23 protein-coding genes, 1 tRNA gene and 1 pseudogene are annotated in these 18,935 nt (G+C 62.4%); 16 read left to right on the forward strand and 9 right to left on the reverse strand.

The window, feature by feature from the left end:
* Positions 1 to 10: 10 nt before the first annotated feature.
* From blaSGM to ACFO3E_RS04700, 4 genes are read right to left on the reverse strand one after another with little or no spacing between them, the layout of a single operon-like run.
* A complete protein-coding gene (blaSGM, locus tag ACFO3E_RS04685; RefSeq protein WP_066523895.1) occupies positions 11 to 949 on the reverse strand; it encodes an SGM family class A beta-lactamase in 939 nt (312 codons plus the stop codon).
* Between the two features lie 3 nt (positions 950 to 952).
* The gene (locus ACFO3E_RS04690; protein ID WP_066523896.1) at positions 953 to 1,288 is read right to left on the reverse strand and encodes a 2Fe-2S iron-sulfur cluster-binding protein; all 336 of its coding nucleotides are present in this window, start codon (positions 1,286 to 1,288) and stop codon (positions 953 to 955) included.
* Between the two features lie 18 nt (positions 1,289 to 1,306).
* The gene (locus tag ACFO3E_RS04695; protein WP_066523897.1) at positions 1,307 to 2,398 is read right to left on the reverse strand and encodes a cysteine desulfurase family protein; all 1,092 of its coding nucleotides are present in this window, start codon (positions 2,396 to 2,398) and stop codon (positions 1,307 to 1,309) included.
* Entirely contained in the window at positions 2,395 to 3,432 is a 1,038-nt protein-coding gene (locus tag ACFO3E_RS04700) for a cysteine desulfurase family protein (RefSeq protein ID WP_066523898.1), read from the reverse strand. Before ACFO3E_RS04700 ends, ACFO3E_RS04695 begins: the two co-directional genes overlap by 4 nt.
* 146 nt (positions 3,433 to 3,578) lie before the next feature.
* Between ACFO3E_RS04700 and ACFO3E_RS04705 the strand changes: the two genes are divergently transcribed.
* Together ACFO3E_RS04705 and ACFO3E_RS04710 are read left to right on the forward strand one after the other, a co-directional pair.
* Positions 3,579 to 4,235 carry an alpha/beta hydrolase gene (locus ACFO3E_RS04705; protein ID WP_037463024.1) on the forward strand — a complete coding sequence of 219 codons (657 nt, stop codon included), beginning with the start codon at positions 3,579 to 3,581 and terminating at the stop codon, positions 4,233 to 4,235.
* 145 nt (positions 4,236 to 4,380) lie between these two features.
* Positions 4,381 to 5,466, forward strand: coding sequence for an HPP family protein (locus ACFO3E_RS04710; protein ID WP_066523899.1), 1,086 nt, complete (start codon positions 4,381 to 4,383; stop codon positions 5,464 to 5,466).
* Here the strand turns inward: ACFO3E_RS04710 and ACFO3E_RS04715 are convergent, their stop codons facing one another.
* Positions 5,467 to 5,664, reverse strand: coding sequence for a hypothetical protein (locus ACFO3E_RS04715; RefSeq protein ID WP_066528479.1), 198 nt, complete (start codon positions 5,662 to 5,664; stop codon positions 5,467 to 5,469).
* A 102-nt stretch (positions 5,665 to 5,766) separates the two neighbouring features.
* Here ACFO3E_RS04715 and rpiB point away from each other — a divergent pair, with 102 nt between their 5' ends.
* The 4 genes and pseudogenes from rpiB to ACFO3E_RS04735 form a co-directional block, all read left to right on the forward strand.
* Positions 5,767 to 6,204 carry a ribose 5-phosphate isomerase B gene (rpiB, locus tag ACFO3E_RS04720; RefSeq protein WP_066523900.1) on the forward strand — a complete coding sequence of 146 codons (438 nt, stop codon included), beginning with the start codon at positions 5,767 to 5,769 and terminating at the stop codon, positions 6,202 to 6,204.
* Between the two features lie 12 nt (positions 6,205 to 6,216).
* The gene (gene glyA, locus ACFO3E_RS04725; protein WP_066523901.1) at positions 6,217 to 7,536 is read left to right on the forward strand and encodes a serine hydroxymethyltransferase; all 1,320 of its coding nucleotides are present in this window, start codon (positions 6,217 to 6,219) and stop codon (positions 7,534 to 7,536) included.
* Positions 7,537 to 7,629: 93 nt separating this feature from the next.
* Entirely contained in the window at positions 7,630 to 8,091 is a 462-nt protein-coding gene (nrdR, locus tag ACFO3E_RS04730; protein WP_066523904.1) for a transcriptional regulator NrdR, read from the forward strand.
* A gap of 13 nt (positions 8,092 to 8,104) precedes the next feature.
* Positions 8,105 to 8,818 (forward strand): annotated as a pseudogene (locus tag ACFO3E_RS04735) (RNA methyltransferase); the annotation flags it as partial.
* Here the strand turns inward: ACFO3E_RS04735 and ACFO3E_RS04740 are convergent.
* Positions 8,815 to 9,111, reverse strand: a complete 297-nt coding sequence (locus ACFO3E_RS04740) for a chorismate mutase (RefSeq protein ID WP_066523907.1) — start codon at positions 9,109 to 9,111, stop codon at positions 8,815 to 8,817. The pseudogene ACFO3E_RS04735 and the gene ACFO3E_RS04740 sit on opposite strands and share 4 nt — an antisense overlap.
* Positions 9,112 to 9,290: 179 nt before the next feature.
* Between ACFO3E_RS04740 and rpsD the strand changes: the two genes are divergently transcribed.
* From rpsD to ACFO3E_RS04770, 6 genes are all read left to right on the forward strand, one after another.
* Positions 9,291 to 9,905 (forward strand): 30S ribosomal protein S4, encoded by a 615-nt coding sequence (gene rpsD / locus ACFO3E_RS04745; protein WP_066528481.1) that lies wholly within the window; start codon positions 9,291 to 9,293, stop codon positions 9,903 to 9,905.
* Positions 9,906 to 10,034: 129 nt separating this feature from the next.
* Positions 10,035 to 11,681 (forward strand): M28 family metallopeptidase, encoded by a 1,647-nt coding sequence (locus ACFO3E_RS04750; protein ID WP_380802809.1) that lies wholly within the window; start codon positions 10,035 to 10,037, stop codon positions 11,679 to 11,681.
* A 90-nt stretch (positions 11,682 to 11,771) separates the two neighbouring features.
* Entirely contained in the window at positions 11,772 to 12,758 is a 987-nt protein-coding gene (locus ACFO3E_RS04755; protein WP_066523910.1) for an agmatine deiminase family protein, read from the forward strand.
* A gap of 5 nt (positions 12,759 to 12,763) precedes the next feature.
* The gene (locus tag ACFO3E_RS04760) at positions 12,764 to 13,108 is read left to right on the forward strand and encodes a DUF3147 family protein (RefSeq protein WP_066528490.1); all 345 of its coding nucleotides are present in this window, start codon (positions 12,764 to 12,766) and stop codon (positions 13,106 to 13,108) included.
* A gap of 12 nt (positions 13,109 to 13,120) precedes the next feature.
* Entirely contained in the window at positions 13,121 to 13,969 is an 849-nt protein-coding gene (aguB, locus tag ACFO3E_RS04765) for an N-carbamoylputrescine amidase (protein ID WP_066523912.1), read from the forward strand.
* Between the two features lie 19 nt (positions 13,970 to 13,988).
* Entirely contained in the window at positions 13,989 to 14,279 is a 291-nt protein-coding gene (locus tag ACFO3E_RS04770; RefSeq protein ID WP_066523914.1) for a putative quinol monooxygenase, read from the forward strand.
* Here ACFO3E_RS04770 and ACFO3E_RS04775 read toward each other — a convergent pair.
* Positions 14,264 to 14,947: a uracil-DNA glycosylase gene (locus ACFO3E_RS04775; protein WP_066523915.1), complete on the reverse strand. Its 684-nt coding sequence runs from the start codon at positions 14,945 to 14,947 to the stop codon at positions 14,264 to 14,266. The genes ACFO3E_RS04770 and ACFO3E_RS04775 overlap by 16 nt on opposite strands.
* A gap of 23 nt (positions 14,948 to 14,970) precedes the next feature.
* Between ACFO3E_RS04775 and folK the strand changes: the two genes are divergently transcribed.
* From folK to ACFO3E_RS04795, 4 genes are all read left to right on the forward strand, one after another.
* Positions 14,971 to 15,483 (forward strand): 2-amino-4-hydroxy-6-hydroxymethyldihydropteridine diphosphokinase, encoded by a 513-nt coding sequence (gene folK / locus ACFO3E_RS04780; RefSeq protein ID WP_066523917.1) that lies wholly within the window; start codon positions 14,971 to 14,973, stop codon positions 15,481 to 15,483.
* A gap of 44 nt (positions 15,484 to 15,527) precedes the next feature.
* Positions 15,528 to 15,603: transfer RNA gene (locus ACFO3E_RS04785), tRNA-Lys, on the forward strand.
* Positions 15,604 to 15,835: 232 nt separating this feature from the next.
* Positions 15,836 to 16,111 (forward strand): hypothetical protein, encoded by a 276-nt coding sequence (locus ACFO3E_RS04790; protein ID WP_380802814.1) that lies wholly within the window; start codon positions 15,836 to 15,838, stop codon positions 16,109 to 16,111.
* A 13-nt stretch (positions 16,112 to 16,124) separates the two neighbouring features.
* Entirely contained in the window at positions 16,125 to 16,358 is a 234-nt protein-coding gene (locus ACFO3E_RS04795; protein WP_380802816.1) for a hypothetical protein, read from the forward strand.
* Between the two features lie 478 nt (positions 16,359 to 16,836).
* On the opposite strand, the gene ACFO3E_RS04800 is transcribed toward ACFO3E_RS04795, so the two are convergent.
* A complete protein-coding gene (locus ACFO3E_RS04800) occupies positions 16,837 to 18,234 on the reverse strand; it encodes a phage terminase large subunit (RefSeq protein ID WP_380802818.1) in 1,398 nt (465 codons plus the stop codon).
* Positions 18,231 to 18,935, reverse strand: coding sequence for a hypothetical protein (locus ACFO3E_RS04805; protein WP_380802820.1), 705 nt, complete (start codon positions 18,933 to 18,935; stop codon positions 18,231 to 18,233). Before ACFO3E_RS04805 ends, ACFO3E_RS04800 begins: the two co-directional genes overlap by 4 nt.

An 18,935-nucleotide genomic window follows, 5' to 3' on the forward strand; every position in this document is an offset into this window, starting at 1 on the left:
AAGGGGCGGCTTACTCCAGCCCAGTACGCTGGGCTTTTGACACAAAATCTAGAGCGGCGCGCGCCGCCTGGGCGATGGCGGCCTCGGCAGCCTTGGCGTCCACAGTCGGTCGATCGAGGTAGATCGCCAGCACATATTGCTCGCCCGATGGGGCCTTTACCAGCGCCACATCGTTGAAGGCGCTGCCGCAGCTTCCCGTCTTGCTGCCCGAAGTCCAGCCCGGTGGCAGGCCAGCCTTGATCCGCTCGTCCCCGGTCGTGCTGGCATTCAACCAAGTCATCAGACGGCTTGCGCTTTCGGCCTTCATGTCACGAAATAGGAGACGCGATATGAGGCTCGCCATCGCTGCGGGGCTGGTGGTGTCGCGGGGATCGCCTTCCATATTTTCGTTAAGGGCGGGCTCCGTTCGGTCCAGCCTGGTCACGGTGTCGCCATGCGCCCGGACGAAGGCGGTCAGCCCTTCGGGGCCGCCGATCATCGGCAACAGTAGGTTCGCCGCACTATTGTCGCTGACCTCGACAGCCGCTTCAGCCAGTTCCGCCATCGACAAGCGACCGCGCTTTCCATTCGCCTTCACGACTGGCGCATGGTCGAGAATATCGGCCTGGGTGAAGGCCACCTGCCCATCCAACCCGAACCGCCCCGCATCCGCGCCCATCAGCACTGCGGCGGCCAAAGGGGCCTTGAAGGTCGAACACATGGCGAAGCGCTCGTCCCGATTGAAGCCGAGGAGGAGGGCGCCTTTGTTGTCCACTAGCGCTATGCCCAAACGGCCGCCGCTTTCCTGCTCGATGGTGCGCGGATTACGAACGGTCTTCATTGCCGATTCGCTGACCATGTAGCGAGGCGCTGGCGGCAGCAGAGATTGGCGCGCCTTGTCCTCTTGCGCGGCGGCGCTGCCGACGATCGACGTCAGGGCCGCTGCCATCAACACGGCATGCAGACGCACCCCTTACATGCCCTGCATATTATGGGATTCACCGGGAATGCGAACGGTGAGGCCGTCCAGCTTTTCCTCCAGCACGATCTGGCAGGACAGACGGCTGGTGCGTGTCGCGGCGGCGGCGAGGTCCAGCATGTCTTCTTCCGCTTCGCTCGCCGCCTTCAGCTTGGAAAAATCGCCCGCTTCGACAATGACATGGCAGGTGGAGCAAGCCATCTGCCCCTCGCATGTTCCCTCCAGCGGCTGGCCCGCCGCCTGGGCCACGTCCAGCAAGACCGATCCGGCGGCGGCATCCACCTCCTGCCGGTTTTCCCCATCTGCACTGATGAACGTGACCCTGATCATGATTGCGACTTCCCTTGACTACGGCGCCGCTTGTACGGCTGCCGCCTCATTCATTATGCGTGCAGCGCTCTCCAACTCAGCCAACGTCGCGTAGCGACCAAAGCCGATCCGCACCGATCCGCGCGCCCCCCGGTCCGACAGGCCAATGGCGCGCAGCACATGGCTAGGCCGCCCGGAGCCACTAGCGCAAGCACTACCCAGCGAAAATGCGACATCGCGGCAATCGGACAACAATCTAGCGCCGTCCAACCCCTCGCGCCGGATGTTGAGATTGCCATGATAGCGCGCATCTGCGCTGCCGTTGAGCGTCCAGCCTTCGAACAGCGTGAGCGCGCGCCGCCAAAGCGTCTCGACATGAGCGTGGTCCTGCTCCGCCCTTTCGCGCATCAGCCGGGCGGCCACCCCGAACCCAGCGCATAACGCCGGGGACAGCGTGCCGGACCGAAGGCCCGCCTCCTGCCCTCCACCGTGCATCACCGGGCTTAATCGCACCCCGTCGCGCAGCCATAAAGCGCCGACGCCTTTTGGCCCGTGGATCTTGTGCGCGCTGACCGCCACCATGTCGCAGCTATCGGGGATCGGCACGCGCCCATATGCTTGAACGGCGTCGCAGAGGAACAATGCGCCAGCACGATGAGCGAGGTCAGCCAACTTATCGACGGGCTGTATGACGCCGATCTCATTGTTCACCAGCATCGCCGCGACCAGCCCAACGCCGGGCAGGATCGCGGCCTCTGCTGCTTCCAGATCGACCAGTCCATCATTGCCCACCGGTAGGACCGTCACTTGCCTGCCCTTGGCTTCAAGCGCGGCAACAGTGTCGAGTATCGTCGCATGCTCCGTCGCCAGCGTCACGATGCCGCCAGCGGGAGCACCCTGGATCGCGAGGTTGAGCGCCTCTGTCGCGCCCGATGTAAAAAGCAGGCGGCCGCCATCCGGCAGGAGCGCGCCAATCTCGTCCCGTGCCCGCTCAACCTGAGCTGCAGCCGCCCTTCCCAGCCGGTGCGCGCTGTGTGGATTGGCGAACTGGTCGCGCAGCAGCGGGACCATGGCATCGAACGCTTCGGGCGCGAGGGGAGTTGTCGCCTGATAATCCAGATAGATGGTCATCGGAGCCGTCCAGCCATCTTGATCCACTGATCCGCGAAGCGGTCGATGTCCGCCTCGCTTGTGCACGGGCCGAAACTGACGCGGATGACCTCTCCGGCCGCTGCTTCGTCCCAGCCCATTGCGCGCAGGACATGGCTGGTCTTGAGCGAGCCGGAAGAACAGGCGCTGCCGGCGGAGACGGAAATGCCCGCGAGGTCGAACTGGATAAGCTGCGACCGGGCGGAGATGCCGGGCATACGGTAGCTTGCGATAGTGGCGATGCGCGACGCATCACGCGCGATGATCTCGCCGCCTGCTTCCTCGATCGCAGCGTCGAGGCGAGTGCGGAGCCGGGCTGCTGAAGTTAACCAGTCCCCCGGTCCTTCCAAAGCCGCCGCCATGGCCAATACCGCAGGAAGATTTTCGGTGCCCGCACGATAGCCCTGCTCCTGTCCGCCGCTCGGCTCCAGCAACGCCAGGTCTCGCACCAACAGCGCGCCGACGCCGGGCGGGCCGCCGAATTTATGAGCGCTAATCGCGATCATGTCCGCTTCCGGCAGGGGAAGCTTTCCCGAGCTCTGTGCGCAATCGGCGAAGAGGATGACCCCATCGCGGGCCATCTGGTCCAGAGGCTGTATGACGCCCGTTTCGTTATTGACGTGCTGGACGGCGATGATCTGGCCAGTTCCCTCATCGAGATTTCGAAGATCGATCAGCCCTTCGGACGTGACCAGCAAGCGATCAGCTTTGGGCGTTACGCGGAGGACCGAATCATGTTCGACAGGCGAGGTCGCGATCCTGCTCGCCTTCGCCCGCGTCAGGCCGATGGCGATCGCCTCGCTCGCGCCAGAGGTGAACAGAACATGCCCCGTCCATTCCAGCGCGGTAGCGATCCGCGACCGGGCATCCTCCAGCGCAGCCCGCGCGGCGCGTCCTTCCGCATGCGGACTGGACGGGTTGGCCCAGCGTTCCATGCCCTCCACCATCGCGGCTTTCGCCTCCGGGAGCATCGGGGTGGTGGCGGCATGGTCCAGATAAAGGCGATCGGCGGCCACGAGGCGATGTTACTCATTGATTGCGGAAATGGCGGCGCCTTCTATATAGGCGGTCTGCCGCGCAACGCCAGCACTGGCTTTGCCGCGCCCGCATCCAACCGCCGGCCTCCTTTCTCCGGGTGGCGGCCAGAACCATAATAGGTGCCATGCCCGACGTTATCTTCCCCGGACCCGAAGGCCGCCTCGAAGGCCGCTTCAGCCCCCCGCCCCGTCCCCGCGCACCTGTCGCGATGATCCTGCATCCGCACCCGCAGGGCGGCGGCACGATGAATGATCGCATCACCCAGGCGCTCTACAAGACTTTTGTGAAGCGTGGCTTTGCCGTGCTCCGCTTCAACTTCCGGGGCGTAGGCCGCAGCCAGGGCACGTTCGACAACGGCATCGGCGAACTCAGCGACGCCGCCGCGGCGCTCGATTGGGTGCAAAGCTTCCATCCCGAAGCGCAGACGACCTGGATCGCAGGCTTTTCCTTCGGCGCATGGATCGGCATGCAGTTGCTGATGCGCCGTCCGGAAATCCGCGGCTTCATTTCGGTCGCGCCCCCGGCGAACATGTACGACTTCTCCTTCCTCGCACCCTGCCCCGCTTCGGGCATCATCGTACAGGGCACCGCGGACGAAGTCGTGACCGCCAGCGCAGTGCAGAAGCTGGTCGATAAGCTCCGCACGCAAAAGGGCATCACGATCCATCATGACGAGATTCGCGGTGCGAACCACTTTTTCGAACATGAACTCGATCAGCTGATGAAGTCGGTGGATAATTATCTCGACATGCGGCTGGCCCCGGATTCACCCATCCGCTGAGCCCTCCACCTAAGACTGCAATCGCTCTTAGACCCTCCCCTTCACGCCAAGGGGAGGGTTTTTGCTGCTCGGGAAGCAGGCATTTGAACGCATATATAATTTTGCGCTTGGCCATGCGGCGGCAGGCGGCTAGCCGCGCCCGACAATGAGCGCGGAAAAGAATGATCGCCTGATATGGAGCCGCTACTATAGCGCCTTCATCCCCGCCCCGCCCGGCCCCGGCTTTTTCGACCGGTTGAAGGCGGCGAGCGGGGCGATTGGCGGGATCGCAATCACCGGGCTGCTTTGCGGCCTCATGTTGGGGAACGGCGTCGCCCATCCCCTGCTGGTCGCGCCGATGGGGGCGTCTGCTGTCCTGCTGTACGCCGTCCCGGCAAGTCCGCTGGCTCAGCCATGGTCCGTGTTTGGCGGCAACGTCGTGTCGGCGCTCATCGGCATAACGATCGCGCGGCTGATCCCGGACCCGACCATCGCCGCAGCGCTGGCAGTAGGATGCGCCATAGCCGGCATGTCCCTGCTCCGCTGTCTTCATCCGCCGGGTGGCGCGGTCGCGCTATCGGCCGTGCTGGGCGCTGCGAATGGCGCGCCAAGCTATATGTTTGCCCTGGTGCCGGTAGGTCTCAATACCGCGCTGCTGCTGGCGATTGCGATCCTTTTCCATCGGCTCGCCGGGCATAGCTATCCGCATGTGGCCCCCAAGGCGCCCAGCGCACACGGAACCAGCGACCCTGCGCCATTGCTGCGCACGCCGCCTTCCGAAGAAGATGTGAAGGAAGCACTACACGCCTATGGCGATGTGCTGGACGTCGATCCCGCCGACTTGCAGGTCGTTCTACATCATGCGGAAGTCCGGGCAGCCGAGCGGAGTCATGGGACGCTGACATGCGGCGAGATCATGTCGCGCGATGTAATATCCGTTCGAGGAAGCGAGCCCATCTCCCACGCGCGCCAGCTGCTGCATAGCCGCCGTCTGTTGTCCTTGCCCGTGCTGGACGATGCTGGTCAGGTCAACGGCGTCATCGGCCCGCTGGACCTTTCCCGCGAGGGGGCGCAAGTTCGCGATATCGCCGCAGACCCGTTGCTTGTGACGAAGGACACTCCGGTGGCGCAGTTGCTACGTCCTCTCACAAGCGGCATGCGGCGAGAGGCGGTCGTCGTCGATCATGATGGAAAGCTGCGAGGTTTGGTAACGCAAACCGATCTGCTGGCGGCGCTTGCCCTGCGCGCCTGATCAGTGCGCCCGCCGCTCCAGCATTGACACATCCGGACCGGGAATGGCGGAAATCGCGACATTGGCGAACATCACCAGACCCGCTATAATCATCAGCACGCCGCGTTTGCGGTCGCCCTTCTTCGCGATTGCGTAAACGCCGCCGCCGGTCAGGAGCAAACCCGCCAGCATCAGGATGGATAAAATCGTTGCTGCCATGAGGCAGGCCATAAGCGGCCAGCTGGACTGTGGCAATTGCCCGCCGCTCCCCCTAAGAGGCGCGGGAACGAATCACCTTTTGCGTGACAGGACGACCTCGCCGTGAAAATCGCCATCGCTTCCGATCATGCCGCCGTTGATCTGAAGGCGGAACTCGCAGACTGGCTGCGCTCCGAAGGGCATGAGGTCGATGACCTTGGCCCCGCGACGGCCGACCGGGTGGATTATCCCGACTTTGGGTACAAGCTGGCTTCTGCCGTTGCATCAGGCGCGGCCGAGCGCGGGATTGCGCTCTGCGGATCGGGCATCGGTATTTCCATCGCCGTCAACCGCAACCCGGCCTGCCGCTGCGCACTGGTCTCCGAACCACTGTCTGCCGCGCTTTCTCGCGAGCATAATGACGCCAACGTCCTGGCCCTCGGCGCGCGCCTGACCGGCGTCGATATGGCGAAGGCGTGCGTCACTGCCTTCCTATCCACCGAATTTGGCGGTGGCCGTCATAGCGGCCGCGTCGAAAAACTCTCTCAGCCCGCGCTTTAAGGAGCCTGCCCGATGAGCACCGCACCCCTCGCCCAGCCCGACCTGTCCGATATCCGCGCGGAAGGCTATTTCTCGCGCAGCTTGGCCGATGCCGATCCGGCCGTGTTCGCTGGCGTCACCAAGGAACTGAAGCGCGAGCAGAATCAGATCGAACTGATCGCGTCGGAAAATATCGTGTCAAAGGCGGTGCTGGAGGCGCAGGGCAGCGTCTTCACCAACAAATATGCCGAGGGCTATCCGGGAAAGCGCTATTATCAGGGCTGCGCGCCGTCGGATGAAGTCGAACAGCTCGCCATCGACCGCGCGAAGCAGATCTTCAACTGCGGCTTCGTCAATGTGCAGCCTCATTCCGGCGCGCAGGCGAACGGTGCGGTGATGCTGGCGCTGACCAAGCCGGGCGATACCATCATGGGCCTCTCGCTCGATGCGGGCGGCCATCTTACTCACGGTGCGAAGCCTGCTCTGTCGGGCAAGTGGTACAACGCAGTGCAATACGGCGTTCGCGAAGACACGCATCTGATCGACTACGGCGCTCTGGAAGCGCAAGCGATCGAGGCAAAGCCGACCCTCATCATCGCGGGCGGATCTGCCTATCCCCGTCACCTGGACTTCGCCCGGTTCCGCGCGATCGCGGACAAGGTGGGCGCGCTGTTGATGGTCGATATGGCGCACTTTGCAGGGCTTGTTGCAGGTGGCGCACACCCGACGCCTTTCGGTTTCGCTGATGTCGTAACCACGACCACCCACAAGACGCTACGCGGTCCGCGCGGCGGCATGATCCTCACCAATGACGAAGCCATTGCCAAGAAGATCAACTCGGCAGTGTTCCCCGGCCTGCAAGGCGGCCCGCTGATGCACGTCATCGCCGCCAAGGCCGTTGCTTTCGGAGAGGTGCTCCGTCCCGAGTTCAAGACCTACGCCCAGGCAATTGTCACCAACGCAAAGGCGCTCGCCGCCAAGCTGGAGCAGCGCGGCCTAGCCGTGGTTTCCGGCGGCACGGACACGCATCTGGCGCTCATCGACCTGCGGCCATACGGCATCTCGGGCAAGGACGCCGACGAGGCGCTGGAGCGCAGCTTCATCACCTGCAACAAGAATGGCGTGCCGGGCGACCCGCTGCCGCCGACCAAGACCAGCGGCATCCGGGTGGGTTCACCCGCCGGAACGACGCGCGGCTTCGGCGTGGCCGAGTTCGAAGCGATTGGCGACATGATCGCCGACGTTCTGGAAGGACTGCGCGATAAGGGTGAGCATGGCGAGCCGACCGTCGAAGCCAATGTGCGTGAGCGTGTGTCCGCCCTTTGTGCCCGCTTCCCGATCTACGAGGGCTGATCCCTAATCCGCTCGTGTCGAGAATGGTCGAGACACGTTTTGTGTGCCATTTCGTGTCTCGACTCGCTCGAAACGAACGGAGATATCTGCTGAATGCGCTGCCCCTTCTGTTCCCATGACGACAGCCAGGTAAAGGACAGCCGCCCCACCGAAGATGGCGCCGCGATCCGCCGCCGCCGCCAATGTGAGGCCTGTGGAGCCCGCTTCACCACCTTCGAGCGCATCCAGCTTCGCGACATTTGGGTGGTGAAGAGCGAGGGACGTAAGGAAGCCTTCGATCGGGACAAGCTCGCCCGATCAGTCGATATTGCGTGCCGCAAGCGGCAGATCGATCCAAGCCGCCTCGAAAAGCTCATTTCGGGCATCCAGCGCCAACTCGAAACCAGCGGCGAAGGCGAAGTGCCCGCCCGCGCCATCGGCGAAATGGTAATGGAGGGCCTGAAGCGGCTCGACAGCGTCGCCTATATCCGCTTTGCCAGCGTCTATAAGGACTTCACCGACGCCCGCGATTTCGAGGATTTCGCTGGGAGCGTGAAGGAGGTGGGGAGTGAGTGAGGGCTGGCCAGTTTCCCCTTGCCCCGTCATAGTCCTCGTCCGCCCGCAGCTTGGCGAGAATATCGGCAAGGCTGCGCGGGCGATGCTGAATTTCGGGCTGACCGAATTGCGGCTGGTATCACCGCGCGACGGCTGGCCCAATCCCGATGCGGGGCCATCGGCGGCGGGCGCGGATATCGTGCTCGACAAGGCGGAACTGTTCGACAGCCTTGCCGATGCGGTGGCGGATTGTGCGCATGTCTATGCGACGACCGTCCGTAAGCGCGGGGTGACCAAGCCAGTGGTGACTCCCGAAGAAGCCGCTCGGGAGATTCATGGCGCGGCCGGTCGCTCCGCCTATGTTTTCGGTCCGGAACGGTCTGGCCTGGAAACCGAGGATGTGGCGCTCGCCCGCAAGATACTGACGGTGCCGATCAACCCGGAATTCGGGTCGCTCAACCTGGCGCAGGCGGTCATCCTCTGCGCCTATGAATGGTCGAAACAGGCGCAGTTGGAACAGCCGACGCTGGTCGATCTAGGCGAACCGGCCCCGCAGGCGGAGCTGGAGGGCATGATCGCGCAGTTCGAAGCGCTGCTCGAAGGCGCGGGCTACTTTTTCCCGCCCGATCGTGCGCCCGCGACCAAGCGCACCTTGCGTAACCTGCTGACGAAGCCGGGCTGGAATCACCTGGAAGTACGCACGATGCGCGGCGTTCTGTCGTCGCTGGGCAATCCGCGGCAGCGTTAAGCCTTCAGGCGGTCAAATTCGGTCATTTCATAGGCGATCGATGCTTCGACCAGTTGGTCCCACAAGGTGGCGAGGATTTCCGCCGGAGCGTCCAAACGGTCGGCTGCTTGCCGGACATTCTCGATGACTTCGGCCTTGCGCGGCTCATCGCGAACGGCGCTGCGTTCCGGCTTGATGCGGGCCGCCGCGCGCATATGAGCGAAACGCTGAGCGAACAGCGCGACAAGCTGGCGGTCGATCTCGTCCACGCCGGCGCGGACCTCGGCCATGGTCGTGTAGTTTTCGGGGTTCATGGGCCAAGCTGACTAGGCCCGCCGCGCCCGCCTGTCGAGGGTTGACATGCTTGTCTCCCTTCGCCATAGGCGCGCCTTCGCGATTGGCCCTGCATCCCGGTGAAGCGGTGGCCCTGCCCCTTTATGGCAAGCAGGCGATGACCGGGAATAACGTCGTTAGCTATTGCAAGGAATTCATCATGACGAAGCGCACCAGCGCCAAGTACAAGCTCGACCGCCGCATGGGCGAGAACATCTGGGGCCGCCCCAAGAGCCCGGTCAACAAGCGTGAATATGGCCCCGGTCAGCACGGCCAGCGCCGCAAGGGCAAGATGTCCGACTACGGCATTCAGCTGCGCGCCAAGCAGAAGCTGAAGGGCTATTATGGCGACATCACCGAAAAGCAGTTCAAGAAGAACTATATCGAAGCCGCGCGCATGAAGGGCGACACCGGCCAGAACCTGATCGGTCTGCTGGAGCGCCGCCTGGACGCCCTGGTCTATCGCGCCAAGTTCGCGCCCACGATCTGGTCGGCCCGTCAGCTGGTTTCGCACGGTCACATCTATGTGAACGGCGTGAAGTGCAACATCGCCAGCCGCCTCGTGAAGCCGGGTGACGAAATCACTCTGGGCAAGAAGGCGCAGGAAATGGCGCTGGTTCTGGAAGCGCAGAGCCTGCCCGAGCGCGACATTCCCGACTATGTTTCGCCCGATGGCGCGAGCAAGGTCACCTATGTCCGCGTTCCCACGCTGGACGAAGTGCCCTACCCGGTGAAGATGGAACCCAACCTGGTCGTCGAATTCTATTCGCGCTAAGATTTCTATCATACGGAATTTGGAAAGGGCGGTCCTTCGGGGCCGCCTTTTTTGTTTGTGCGGCGACCCTTGTTTGACGGTCGGCCAACTGGCATCAATCATCTATCGCCGTCGATTCAAGGCCCTGTCATGCGCCCTTCACTCCCGACCTTCGCTCTCCTTCTCAGCGCCGGGACAGCTGCGGTAGCAGCGCCTGCGGAAATCACCCCCTCGATCGACACGATGAAGGAGGTGGTGAAGGAAATCTCCTCCGATCCCTATGAAGGGCGCGCTCCTGGCACCGTGGGAGAGGAAAAGACGCTCGCCTATCTGGTGCAGCGGTTCGAGGCGCTGGGACTTAAGCCAGGAAACAAGGGCAGTTGGTTCCAAGACGTGCCTCTCGTCGAACTCGCCGCCAAAAATGTTTCGCCGCTGCGCTTCACCGGTGGCAAGGCTCCACTCTCGCTCGATTACGGCTCACAGATGGTCGTCGCCACCTACCGGACGACCCAGCCCCATATTGAATTGAAGGACAGCCCCGTCGTCTTCGTGGGCTATGGCATCAACGCGCCGGAAAAGAAGTGGAACGATTATGGCGGGGTGAATGTCCGCGGCAAGACGGTCATCATCCTGGTGAACGATCCGGATTACCAGACGCCGACGCTGCGGGGGCCGTTCGGCGGGCGGGCTATGACCTATTATGGCCGCTGGACCTATAAGTTTGAGGAAGCCGCTCGGCAGGGCGCGGCGGCTGCCATCATCGTGCATGACACCATGCCCGCCGCCTATGGCTGGAACGTCGTGCAGTCTAGCTGGACGGGAGCGCAGCACGTGGCCGACAGCGCCAATGGCAATGCGGACCAATCGGCCGCAATCGGCTGGATGCAGAAGGACAAGGCGGCGGCGTTGATGGCGAGCGCTGGTCTCAATCTCGATGCTCTGAGCGCTGCAGCCAAGAAGCGCGGTTTCAAGGCAGTGCCGCTGAAGGGGATCAAGGCCAGCCTCTCTTTCGACAATATCATCCGCAAGCACAGCTCGAAAAATGTCGTCGCGCTGCTGCCGGGGAAGACCCGTCCTAATGAATATGTCCTGTACGCCGCGCACTGGGACCATCTCGGCCGCTGCGAGGCAGCGCCCGACGGCGACGACATCTGCAACGGAGCCATCGACAATGCGACCGGGACCGCGGCGCTGATCGCATTGGCTGAGGCCAATGTGAAGGCTGGCCCGACCGATCGCAGTCAGGTCTTCCTTGCCGTAACCGCGGAGGAGTCCGGGCTTTTGGGCTCCGCTTATTATGGCAACCACCCGGTATTTCCGCTCGGCCAGACCGTCGGCGGCGTCAATATGGACGCGCTGAGCATGGCCGGGCTTGCCCGCAATGTCGTAGTGATCGGCAAGGGCAAGTCACAACTCGACGCCTATCTCGACCGGGCGCTGGCCGCGCAGAAGCGTGTGGCCAGCCTGGAGCCGACGCCCGAAAAGGGCTTCTACTATCGCTCCGATCATTTCAGCTTCGCCAAGCATGGCGTGCCGATGCTCTATTTCGAAGGTGGGCAGGATCTGGTGAAGGGCGGCACCGCGGCAGGCGCGGCGGCTGCCAAGGATTATGAAGAACATCGCTACCATGGACCCAAGGATGAATATGATCCCAAATGGGACTGGAGCGGCGTGAAGGCGGACCTCAAGCTCTACTATGACGTCGGGCGGGCGCTGGCAAACACGACAGACTGGCCGAACTGGGTTCCCGGCGACGAATTCCGTTCGATCCGGGACAGGAGCCGGGCGGAGAAGTAGCGCGCGCCCGCTTTCCCGTACGCATTTGCGCTGTCATCCGCACCGCGATCCTGTAGAGGGCCCGGGATAGCGCCAGACAGGAGAAAGCCCATGACATTCCGTATGCCCGCCGAATGGGCGCCGCACGAATGGACCTGGATCGGCTTTCCAACCGCACCGGAGGAATGGCCGGGTGCATTTGACGATGCGCGCCAACAGATCGCGCACTTTGCAAATGCACTCCATGCCGAGGGACGCGGCGAGCAGGTACGGCTGGTCGTCGCCACGCCTGCAGACGCCGAAGCAGCAGGCGCGTTGATCGCAGCGGGCGTGGAGATCGTGGTGCAGAAGCTCGGCGACGTCTGGCTGCGCGACACGGCGCCCATCGCCGTGCTGCGCGGGTCCGAGCGGGCACTTGTCGATTTTGGCTTCAACGGCTGGGGCGGCAAATACCAAATGCCTGGCGACGAGGATATCGGCGCGCGCCTCGCCGCTATGACGGGCCTTCCGACCTCCTCCCAGCATTGGGTGTTTGAAGGAGGAGCGGTCGATACCGACGGCACAGGGCTCTTCGTCACGACGGAGCAATGCCTGCTCAATCCCAATCGCAATCCCGATCTGGACCGGGGCAAGATCGAGACGTTGCTGGCAGGCGCGCTAGGGCTGTCCGACATGCTGTGGCTGGGGGACGGGCTGCTCAACGATCATACGGACGGGCATGTGGATAATCTCGCCCGCTTCGTGGCGCCGGGCGTCCTGGCGCTGCCAGAGGCGAGCACCGACGATGACCCCAACGCCGCTCTCTATGCCGACGCCCGCGCCCGCGCTCAGGCATTCGGGGTGGAGGTGGCGTCGATCCCCTCCCCCGGCCGCGTGGTCGTCGATGGTGAAGTGATTCCGGCCAGCTACATGAATTTCTATATCGGCAACGCCGCCGTCATCGTGCCCATCTATGGCCAGCCCAATGATCAGGCCGCCTTGGATGCACTCAAGCACTTCTTCCCCGGCCGCGAAGTCATAGGGCTGCGCAGCGACGCCATCCTATCAGGCGGCGGCAGCTTCCATTGCTGCAGCCAGCAGATGCCGTCCGCGGGATGAGCGGGATGCTGGCGCTACGAGCGCTACTGTCGGGCATCATCATCGCCATCGTGTCCGTCGTGTCGCGGCGTTATCCGGCTTTGGGTGCGTTGATAGCATCGCTGCCGCTCATCTCTGTCCTAGGCATGATCTGGTTATGGAATGACCGGCCCGATGCCGAGAATATGGCGCGGCATGCGGAGGCGACCTTCTACTATGTCCTCCCCTCGCTCCCTATGTTCTTGCTGATCCCGGCACTGCTGCGGAAGGGTATTTCCTTCCCGGCAGCGCTTATCACAGGTTGCGTGGCGACGATCCTGCTCTATCTCGCGATGGTCGCCATAGCCGCCCGCATGGGCATTCGCCTCTAGGACTTAAAGGATATGACCAAAGTCACCGTTGCCGCGCTCCAGCTGGCCTTTTCCCAGGACATGGGAAACAATATCGCCATGGTCGCGGACCATGTGGTCAAGGCTGCGGCACGGGGTGCGAAGATCGTCCTGCCGCCCGAATTGTTCGAAGGCCCCTATTTCTGCAAGGTCGAGGACGAAGGTCTCTTCGCCAACGCCCAGCCCTTGGCGGAGCATCCCGCCGTGCAGGAAATGCGCAAGGTGGCGAAGGCGGAACGGGTATATATTCCCACCAGCTTCTTCGAGCGCGATGGTCAGCATCATTATAATTCGCTCGCCATGATCGATGATGAAGGCGAGATCATGGGGGTCTATCGCAAGAGCCACATTCCCGACGGTCCGGGCTATGAGGAAAAATATTATTTCCGCCCCGGCAACAGCGGCTTCAAGGTTTGGGACACCAGCTATGGCACGATCGGCGTCGGCATCTGCTGGGATCAATGGTATCCGGAAGCAGCGCGCGTAATGGCGCTCATGGGTGCGGAGCTGCTCTTCTACCCAACTGCGATCGGATCAGAGCCTTATGACGCGGATCTGGACACAAGCCGGATGTGGCGGCGCGCGATGCTCGGCCATGCGGTGAGCAACTGCATGCCCGTTATCGCCGCAAACCGCATCGGGGAAGAAGAGGGCCAAAAATTCTACGGCCACAGCTTCATATCGGACGAATGGGGCGATTTCGCTGCAGAAGCTGACGCCAAGGATAATGGCGCATTGGTCGCAACGCTGGATCTGGCTCAGGCGCGCAAGCACCGGGCGGGCATGGGCTTCTTCCGCGATCGTCGGCCGGAGCTTTACGCACGGATCGCACAGGATATCTAATAAAAGGGAGAGAGAAGCTATGACGGTTGCCCGCCATTATGTGATGCATGCCAAGGACGCGGATGGAGCCGCGTTGGACAACGCTTTGCGCGCTATCGCCGACGCTGTTCGTCCGCTGCCCGGATGCGAAGGGGTTGAGATGCTCCGAGACTTGGCGAACGAACGGCGCTTCATCTTCATCGAGCGTTGGACCGATGTGGATGCGCACAAAGCTGCAGGCGCCTTGCTGGATAAGAGCGTGATTAAGGCGATGATGGCCGCGCTCGATGGGCCGCCGGAAGGCGCCTATCTGGACTATCTGCTGCGCTGATCGGGCGCAGCGTCCATCTCCAACAACTCCGCCGCTCTTTCAAAGACGGCGGAGAACATCTCCTCCGTCAGCCGACCCGTCATCATGTTCCGTTTGGAACAGTGATAGCTGTCCAGGACTATCTTGCCGCTAGGCACTCGATGCTCTGCGAGATGGGCGAAGCGCGCCTTTGGCAGCTTCCCGCCCAACACCTTCACCACCGACTGGTGGGCAATTTCTCCCAGCGCGATGAATATCTGCGCATTGGGTAGTGCCGCGACCGCCGATTTCAGGAAAAGGCGGCAGTTGTGCGCCTCTTGCGGCAGCGGCTTGTTCTGCGGCGGAAGGCATTTGACGGCGTTCAGGATGATAACGCCCCGCAACTCCAACTTATCGTCCGCGCGGCGCTCATAGGTTCCGTTCGTCAGCCCGAACTTGCCCAGCGTCGAGAAAAGCAGGTCACCCGCAAAGTCGCCGGTAAAGGCTCGGCCGGTGCGATTAGCTCCTTCTTTACCGGGCGCGAGGCCCACCACGACAAGCCGCGCATCTGGATCGCCGAACGCCGGCACTGGCGCATTCCACCAGTCGGGATGCTCCGCCCGGCATGTCTCGCGCAATGCGGCGAGGCGCGGACAAAGAGGGCAGTCCAGCGGTGCCTCCGCATGCGGGATTGGGCTTTGCAGCGTCATGTCCAGCGGTTAGGCCCTGTTAGATGCCCAAGACAAGCCTTCATCATCTTTATGCGCTCGCGCTTGGGTCCAACCGCCCTCTTTCCGCAAAAAGACCGCCCGCAAGCCTGCTGCGAGAGGCCATCGGCGGGATCGCGGCACTCGGCACGATCTTCGCCACTGCTCCGGTCATCCCAACAGCGCCGCTCGGCCCTTCCCTGCGGCGGTTCGCCAACGGCGCGGTGCTGTTGGAAAGCTCACTAAATCCAAGTGAGATGCTAAGCGCACTCCAACAAATAGAAGACCGGCTGGGCAGGCGTCGCCATCGCCGCTGGGGCGCACGCAGCATCGACATCGACATCATCCTCTGGTCCGGCGGACGCTGGGACAGCCGCACGCTGCACATTCCCCATTCAGCCTTCCGCAGCCGTGACTTCGTCCTATTGCCGCTCCTCACCATCGCGCCCAAGTGGCGCGATCCGGTTTCCGGGCTTTCCATCCGGCATCTTGACGCGAGGTTGCGAAAAGCGACGCCTTTGCTGCGTCCTAGAGGTTGACCAGCCGCATCACGGCCTCTAGTGCGTGCGGACCTCGCTCGTGGGGGCCCTTAGCTCAGTCGGTAGAGCAACTGACTTTTAATCAGTAGGTCGCTGGTTCGAATCCAGCAGGGCTCACCATTTTTCAACGACTTACCTGGCAAAAGTGCCTCGGATGAGTCTGCAATAATCACCCGATAAGCACGGCAAGGAACTACCGCAGGCGCGTGCGCCATTCCTTCCCTGACAGTTGCTTTATAGGATCGGCGCGATTGCATAGCGTTGCCTACTTTGGCACTGTGCGGCGAGCGCGGAAGGCGATGGGGCGTACATGCGACGGAAACCAGGACAGCTTGCGGCTTATGACGCCGCGATGGGCGAGGTGACAGCCCGTTCCTTTAGCGCGTTGAATTCCTCCTATGACAAAGCATTCGATAAGTTCACCTGGCCGTCGTCGCCATCCTTCGCGAAATGGCCAGACGAGGAACTGGCTGAACTGATCGCCCGCAATCCGGATACTGCCACCGCGCGTCTTGCGGCGAGCGAGATTCGCAGGCGCGAGGCTTGGCGGACGCCCGCCCGGTTTTCGCTGGTTGTGGCTATTCTTGCGCTGATCGTATCAGCCGTCGCGCTGGGCAGAACCTTCTAATGAGAGACGAAATATGAGCAATGTCGAGATTGACGCGCCGTTAGTGAATGGCGACTTGATGCCTTACCACGAAAGAGGCGAAAGCTGCCGACTTGCCGTTGAAATGCTCATCGGCGATGACTTTGGGGCGCCGCCCCGCAGCTTGAATTTCACTGTCCACACGGATTCCGGGAAAACGGTCAAGCTAGTAATCCCCTATGACCACACATCATCGGCGGTGGTCCTGGTTGATGGCGAGAGGCTTTAACTTTATCCCCCACTTAGCCTGACTGCCTCATCGACAATCTGGACCGTTGCTACCATCAGGCCAACCACGCCGACCACCGCCTAATCCGTGACGCTAACAGAATGACTCGACAGGGCCATTGCAAATCGATAAGCATCTCATCCCAGCAGCCCAGGGCAACCAGGGACAGCCAACCAAGGGTAAGCCCCACTTCGGACCCAGCTACGCGCCCAGGGCAACCGAAGAGGCCAATGTCCTAGGAGCTTCGTTTTCGGACCCAGCTGCTACAGATTTCCAGACAACTAACGTGTGCGCGCACACATGGCTTCAACGCCATGGCATGTCATGGCCTTCTCAGGGAAACGCCCATGCGTATTCTAAGAAGGCTGCGAGTGATCCTGCCTGTCGTGGTATCCGCCGCGCAGCTGGCGCTCGTCATTAAACAACTTTTCAACACATGATCGGTCGCGGGGGCTTCGTCCCCTGCGACTTCCCCCTCTCAAATTCCAGCGAGCCTCAACTTCACCAAGCGATCATCGCGGCGCAAGCATCCATATCGCACGGCGTCAGCGCCATGATCCGGGCCGCTTGAATCCACATCCTCGATGCGCTTCTGATCGCGCGCAAGGTAGGGCACCGTCGACCAGAAATATTCGCAGACCCGCGACACATAAAGGCCCGGCACGTCGGGCTTGCCAGCATCGGATAAAAGACGGCGCATGATATTCCAGCCTGTCAGGCGGTCCGCTTTCTGTGCGGGCTGAAAATGAACGCCACATCGGGTAAATTCGTTCGCAATGCTGCCGCTGCCATGTCCGGTCTGGGCAAAGATCGCATCATCCGCCACGCCGCGCGCCGGGATCTCCCACCGCTTGCACATGGCGACGATCTCCTCCGCCAAAATCGGCACCGTCCAGCCTAGGCCGTCATTCAGCCGATCCCGCTTGCAGGTAGCCAGTTCGTCCACCAGCACTAGACTGTCGCGCGGGTAGAATCTGCCGTCAGGGCCGTTCCCGCCTGGCGACTGCGCTACGACATAAGTGACGCTCGGTGCGCTGCTGCCGAAGTCATGGGCAAGATAGGTTCGCCAGCCCTGAGCCATGGCGCCATAGGTCGGATGAGGCGAGGCCAGCGGGATCATCTGCCACGGGTCGACGGCATTCCGGCTTTCGTCCAGCACGCTCGCGAAATAGGCGCCCCGCGCAACTGCCCAGTCACCATCCATCCATGCCTTGAGCAATTCCTTGTCATCGGGGCAACTGGAGCGGAGCTGATCGGCATATTGGTCGCGATCGATGAATTGATTGCCCGCGAACGTCGAGGGCGCATAAACCCATGGGCGTCCCGACTTTTCCTCATCGAAAGGCTTCCAGGGCGCGGATTTGAACACGTAGCGCTTGGCCAGCCAGTAGTGGCCCACGCCCCCAGGATTCGCCGCTACCACGGCGCGAATTGGAACGTTTTTGGGCCCGCGAAGGTTCGAGCGGAGAATGTCGAGCAACGCAGGGTCGGGATATTGCCCCGCCTCATCGACCAGGAGCAGCGTGAAGGTGCGCCCCTGATACTTGGCATAATCGGCGTGCGTTTCGAGCTGCCCAAGCTCAAGATAGCCGCCGTTGGGGAACCGCCAGATATGCTCGGCTGAGTTGTAGCGGGCCGCGGCGCCATAGACCGTCCCGTAAAGGTCCCGCGTCGTCAGCTCGAAGTCCGCGAGCCCCTTATAGGTGCGGCGGATATAGAGGATGCGTGCGGCCTGCCCGTATTGCTCGACGTGACGCAGCGCCAGCAGGGCGAGGGCGTAGCTTTTGCCGCCGCCGCGACCGCCACCCAGGAAGGCGTCAACCTCCTCGGGCAGCAGCATGACGCGCCGCTGGAAGTCGTTATATTCGAGGGTCACTGGAAGGACTGGTCAAAAGCCGATCGGGCTTCGCTGGCAGCGGCGTCGGCGCGCTCGATGTTGGACAGCGCACCGGGATCGATGAACGACCTAGCCATATCACCTGCCGCGCGGGACATGGTGCTGACTGCTTCGTATATCTCATCGACCTGTGCCAGCTCATCCTGTTCGGCGGCGGCGTGCTTTGCCACGATCATCTGTTCATACGCCTGCCGCTGCGCGTCTGTGATCCCGGTTAGGACACTAGGAGCGCGCACGATAGCCGCCAATTCGGGGCCGCGATTGCCGTCAACCAGGTCCTGGATAAGTTGCCCCTGTTTCTTGACGGGGAGAGAACGGAACGCCGCGCGAATTTCGCTGGCGAAGGCGTCCGGGCGGAGGTTCACCTTGTCATCGATGCGCTGTTGAACATCAGACCGGCCAGCAGCCCAAATCTGAGCTGAGCGGTTAAAATAGGCCTTAACCTCACTGTCCAGCTTGCGAGCCATCTTGGCGACCTTGAGCGCATGTGCTTCCGGAGTGTCGAGCGGGCTGCGATTGGCGCTGGCGCGGTCTAGCGCTTCGGCACCGAGGCGGAGGCGATTGGCTTCTGCTTGGAGCTGGCGCGCGGTCGGATGCTGATCGCCCAGGCCCTCCGTCATACGGCTGGCAACATACTCCATGGCCTTGACCATCGGGTGGCGCTTGTCTGGGGTTCCCAT

It is taken from the genome of Sphingobium tyrosinilyticum, assembly GCF_042654265.1.
In the GTDB taxonomy this organism is placed as follows: domain Bacteria; phylum Pseudomonadota; class Alphaproteobacteria; order Sphingomonadales; family Sphingomonadaceae; genus Sphingobium; species Sphingobium tyrosinilyticum.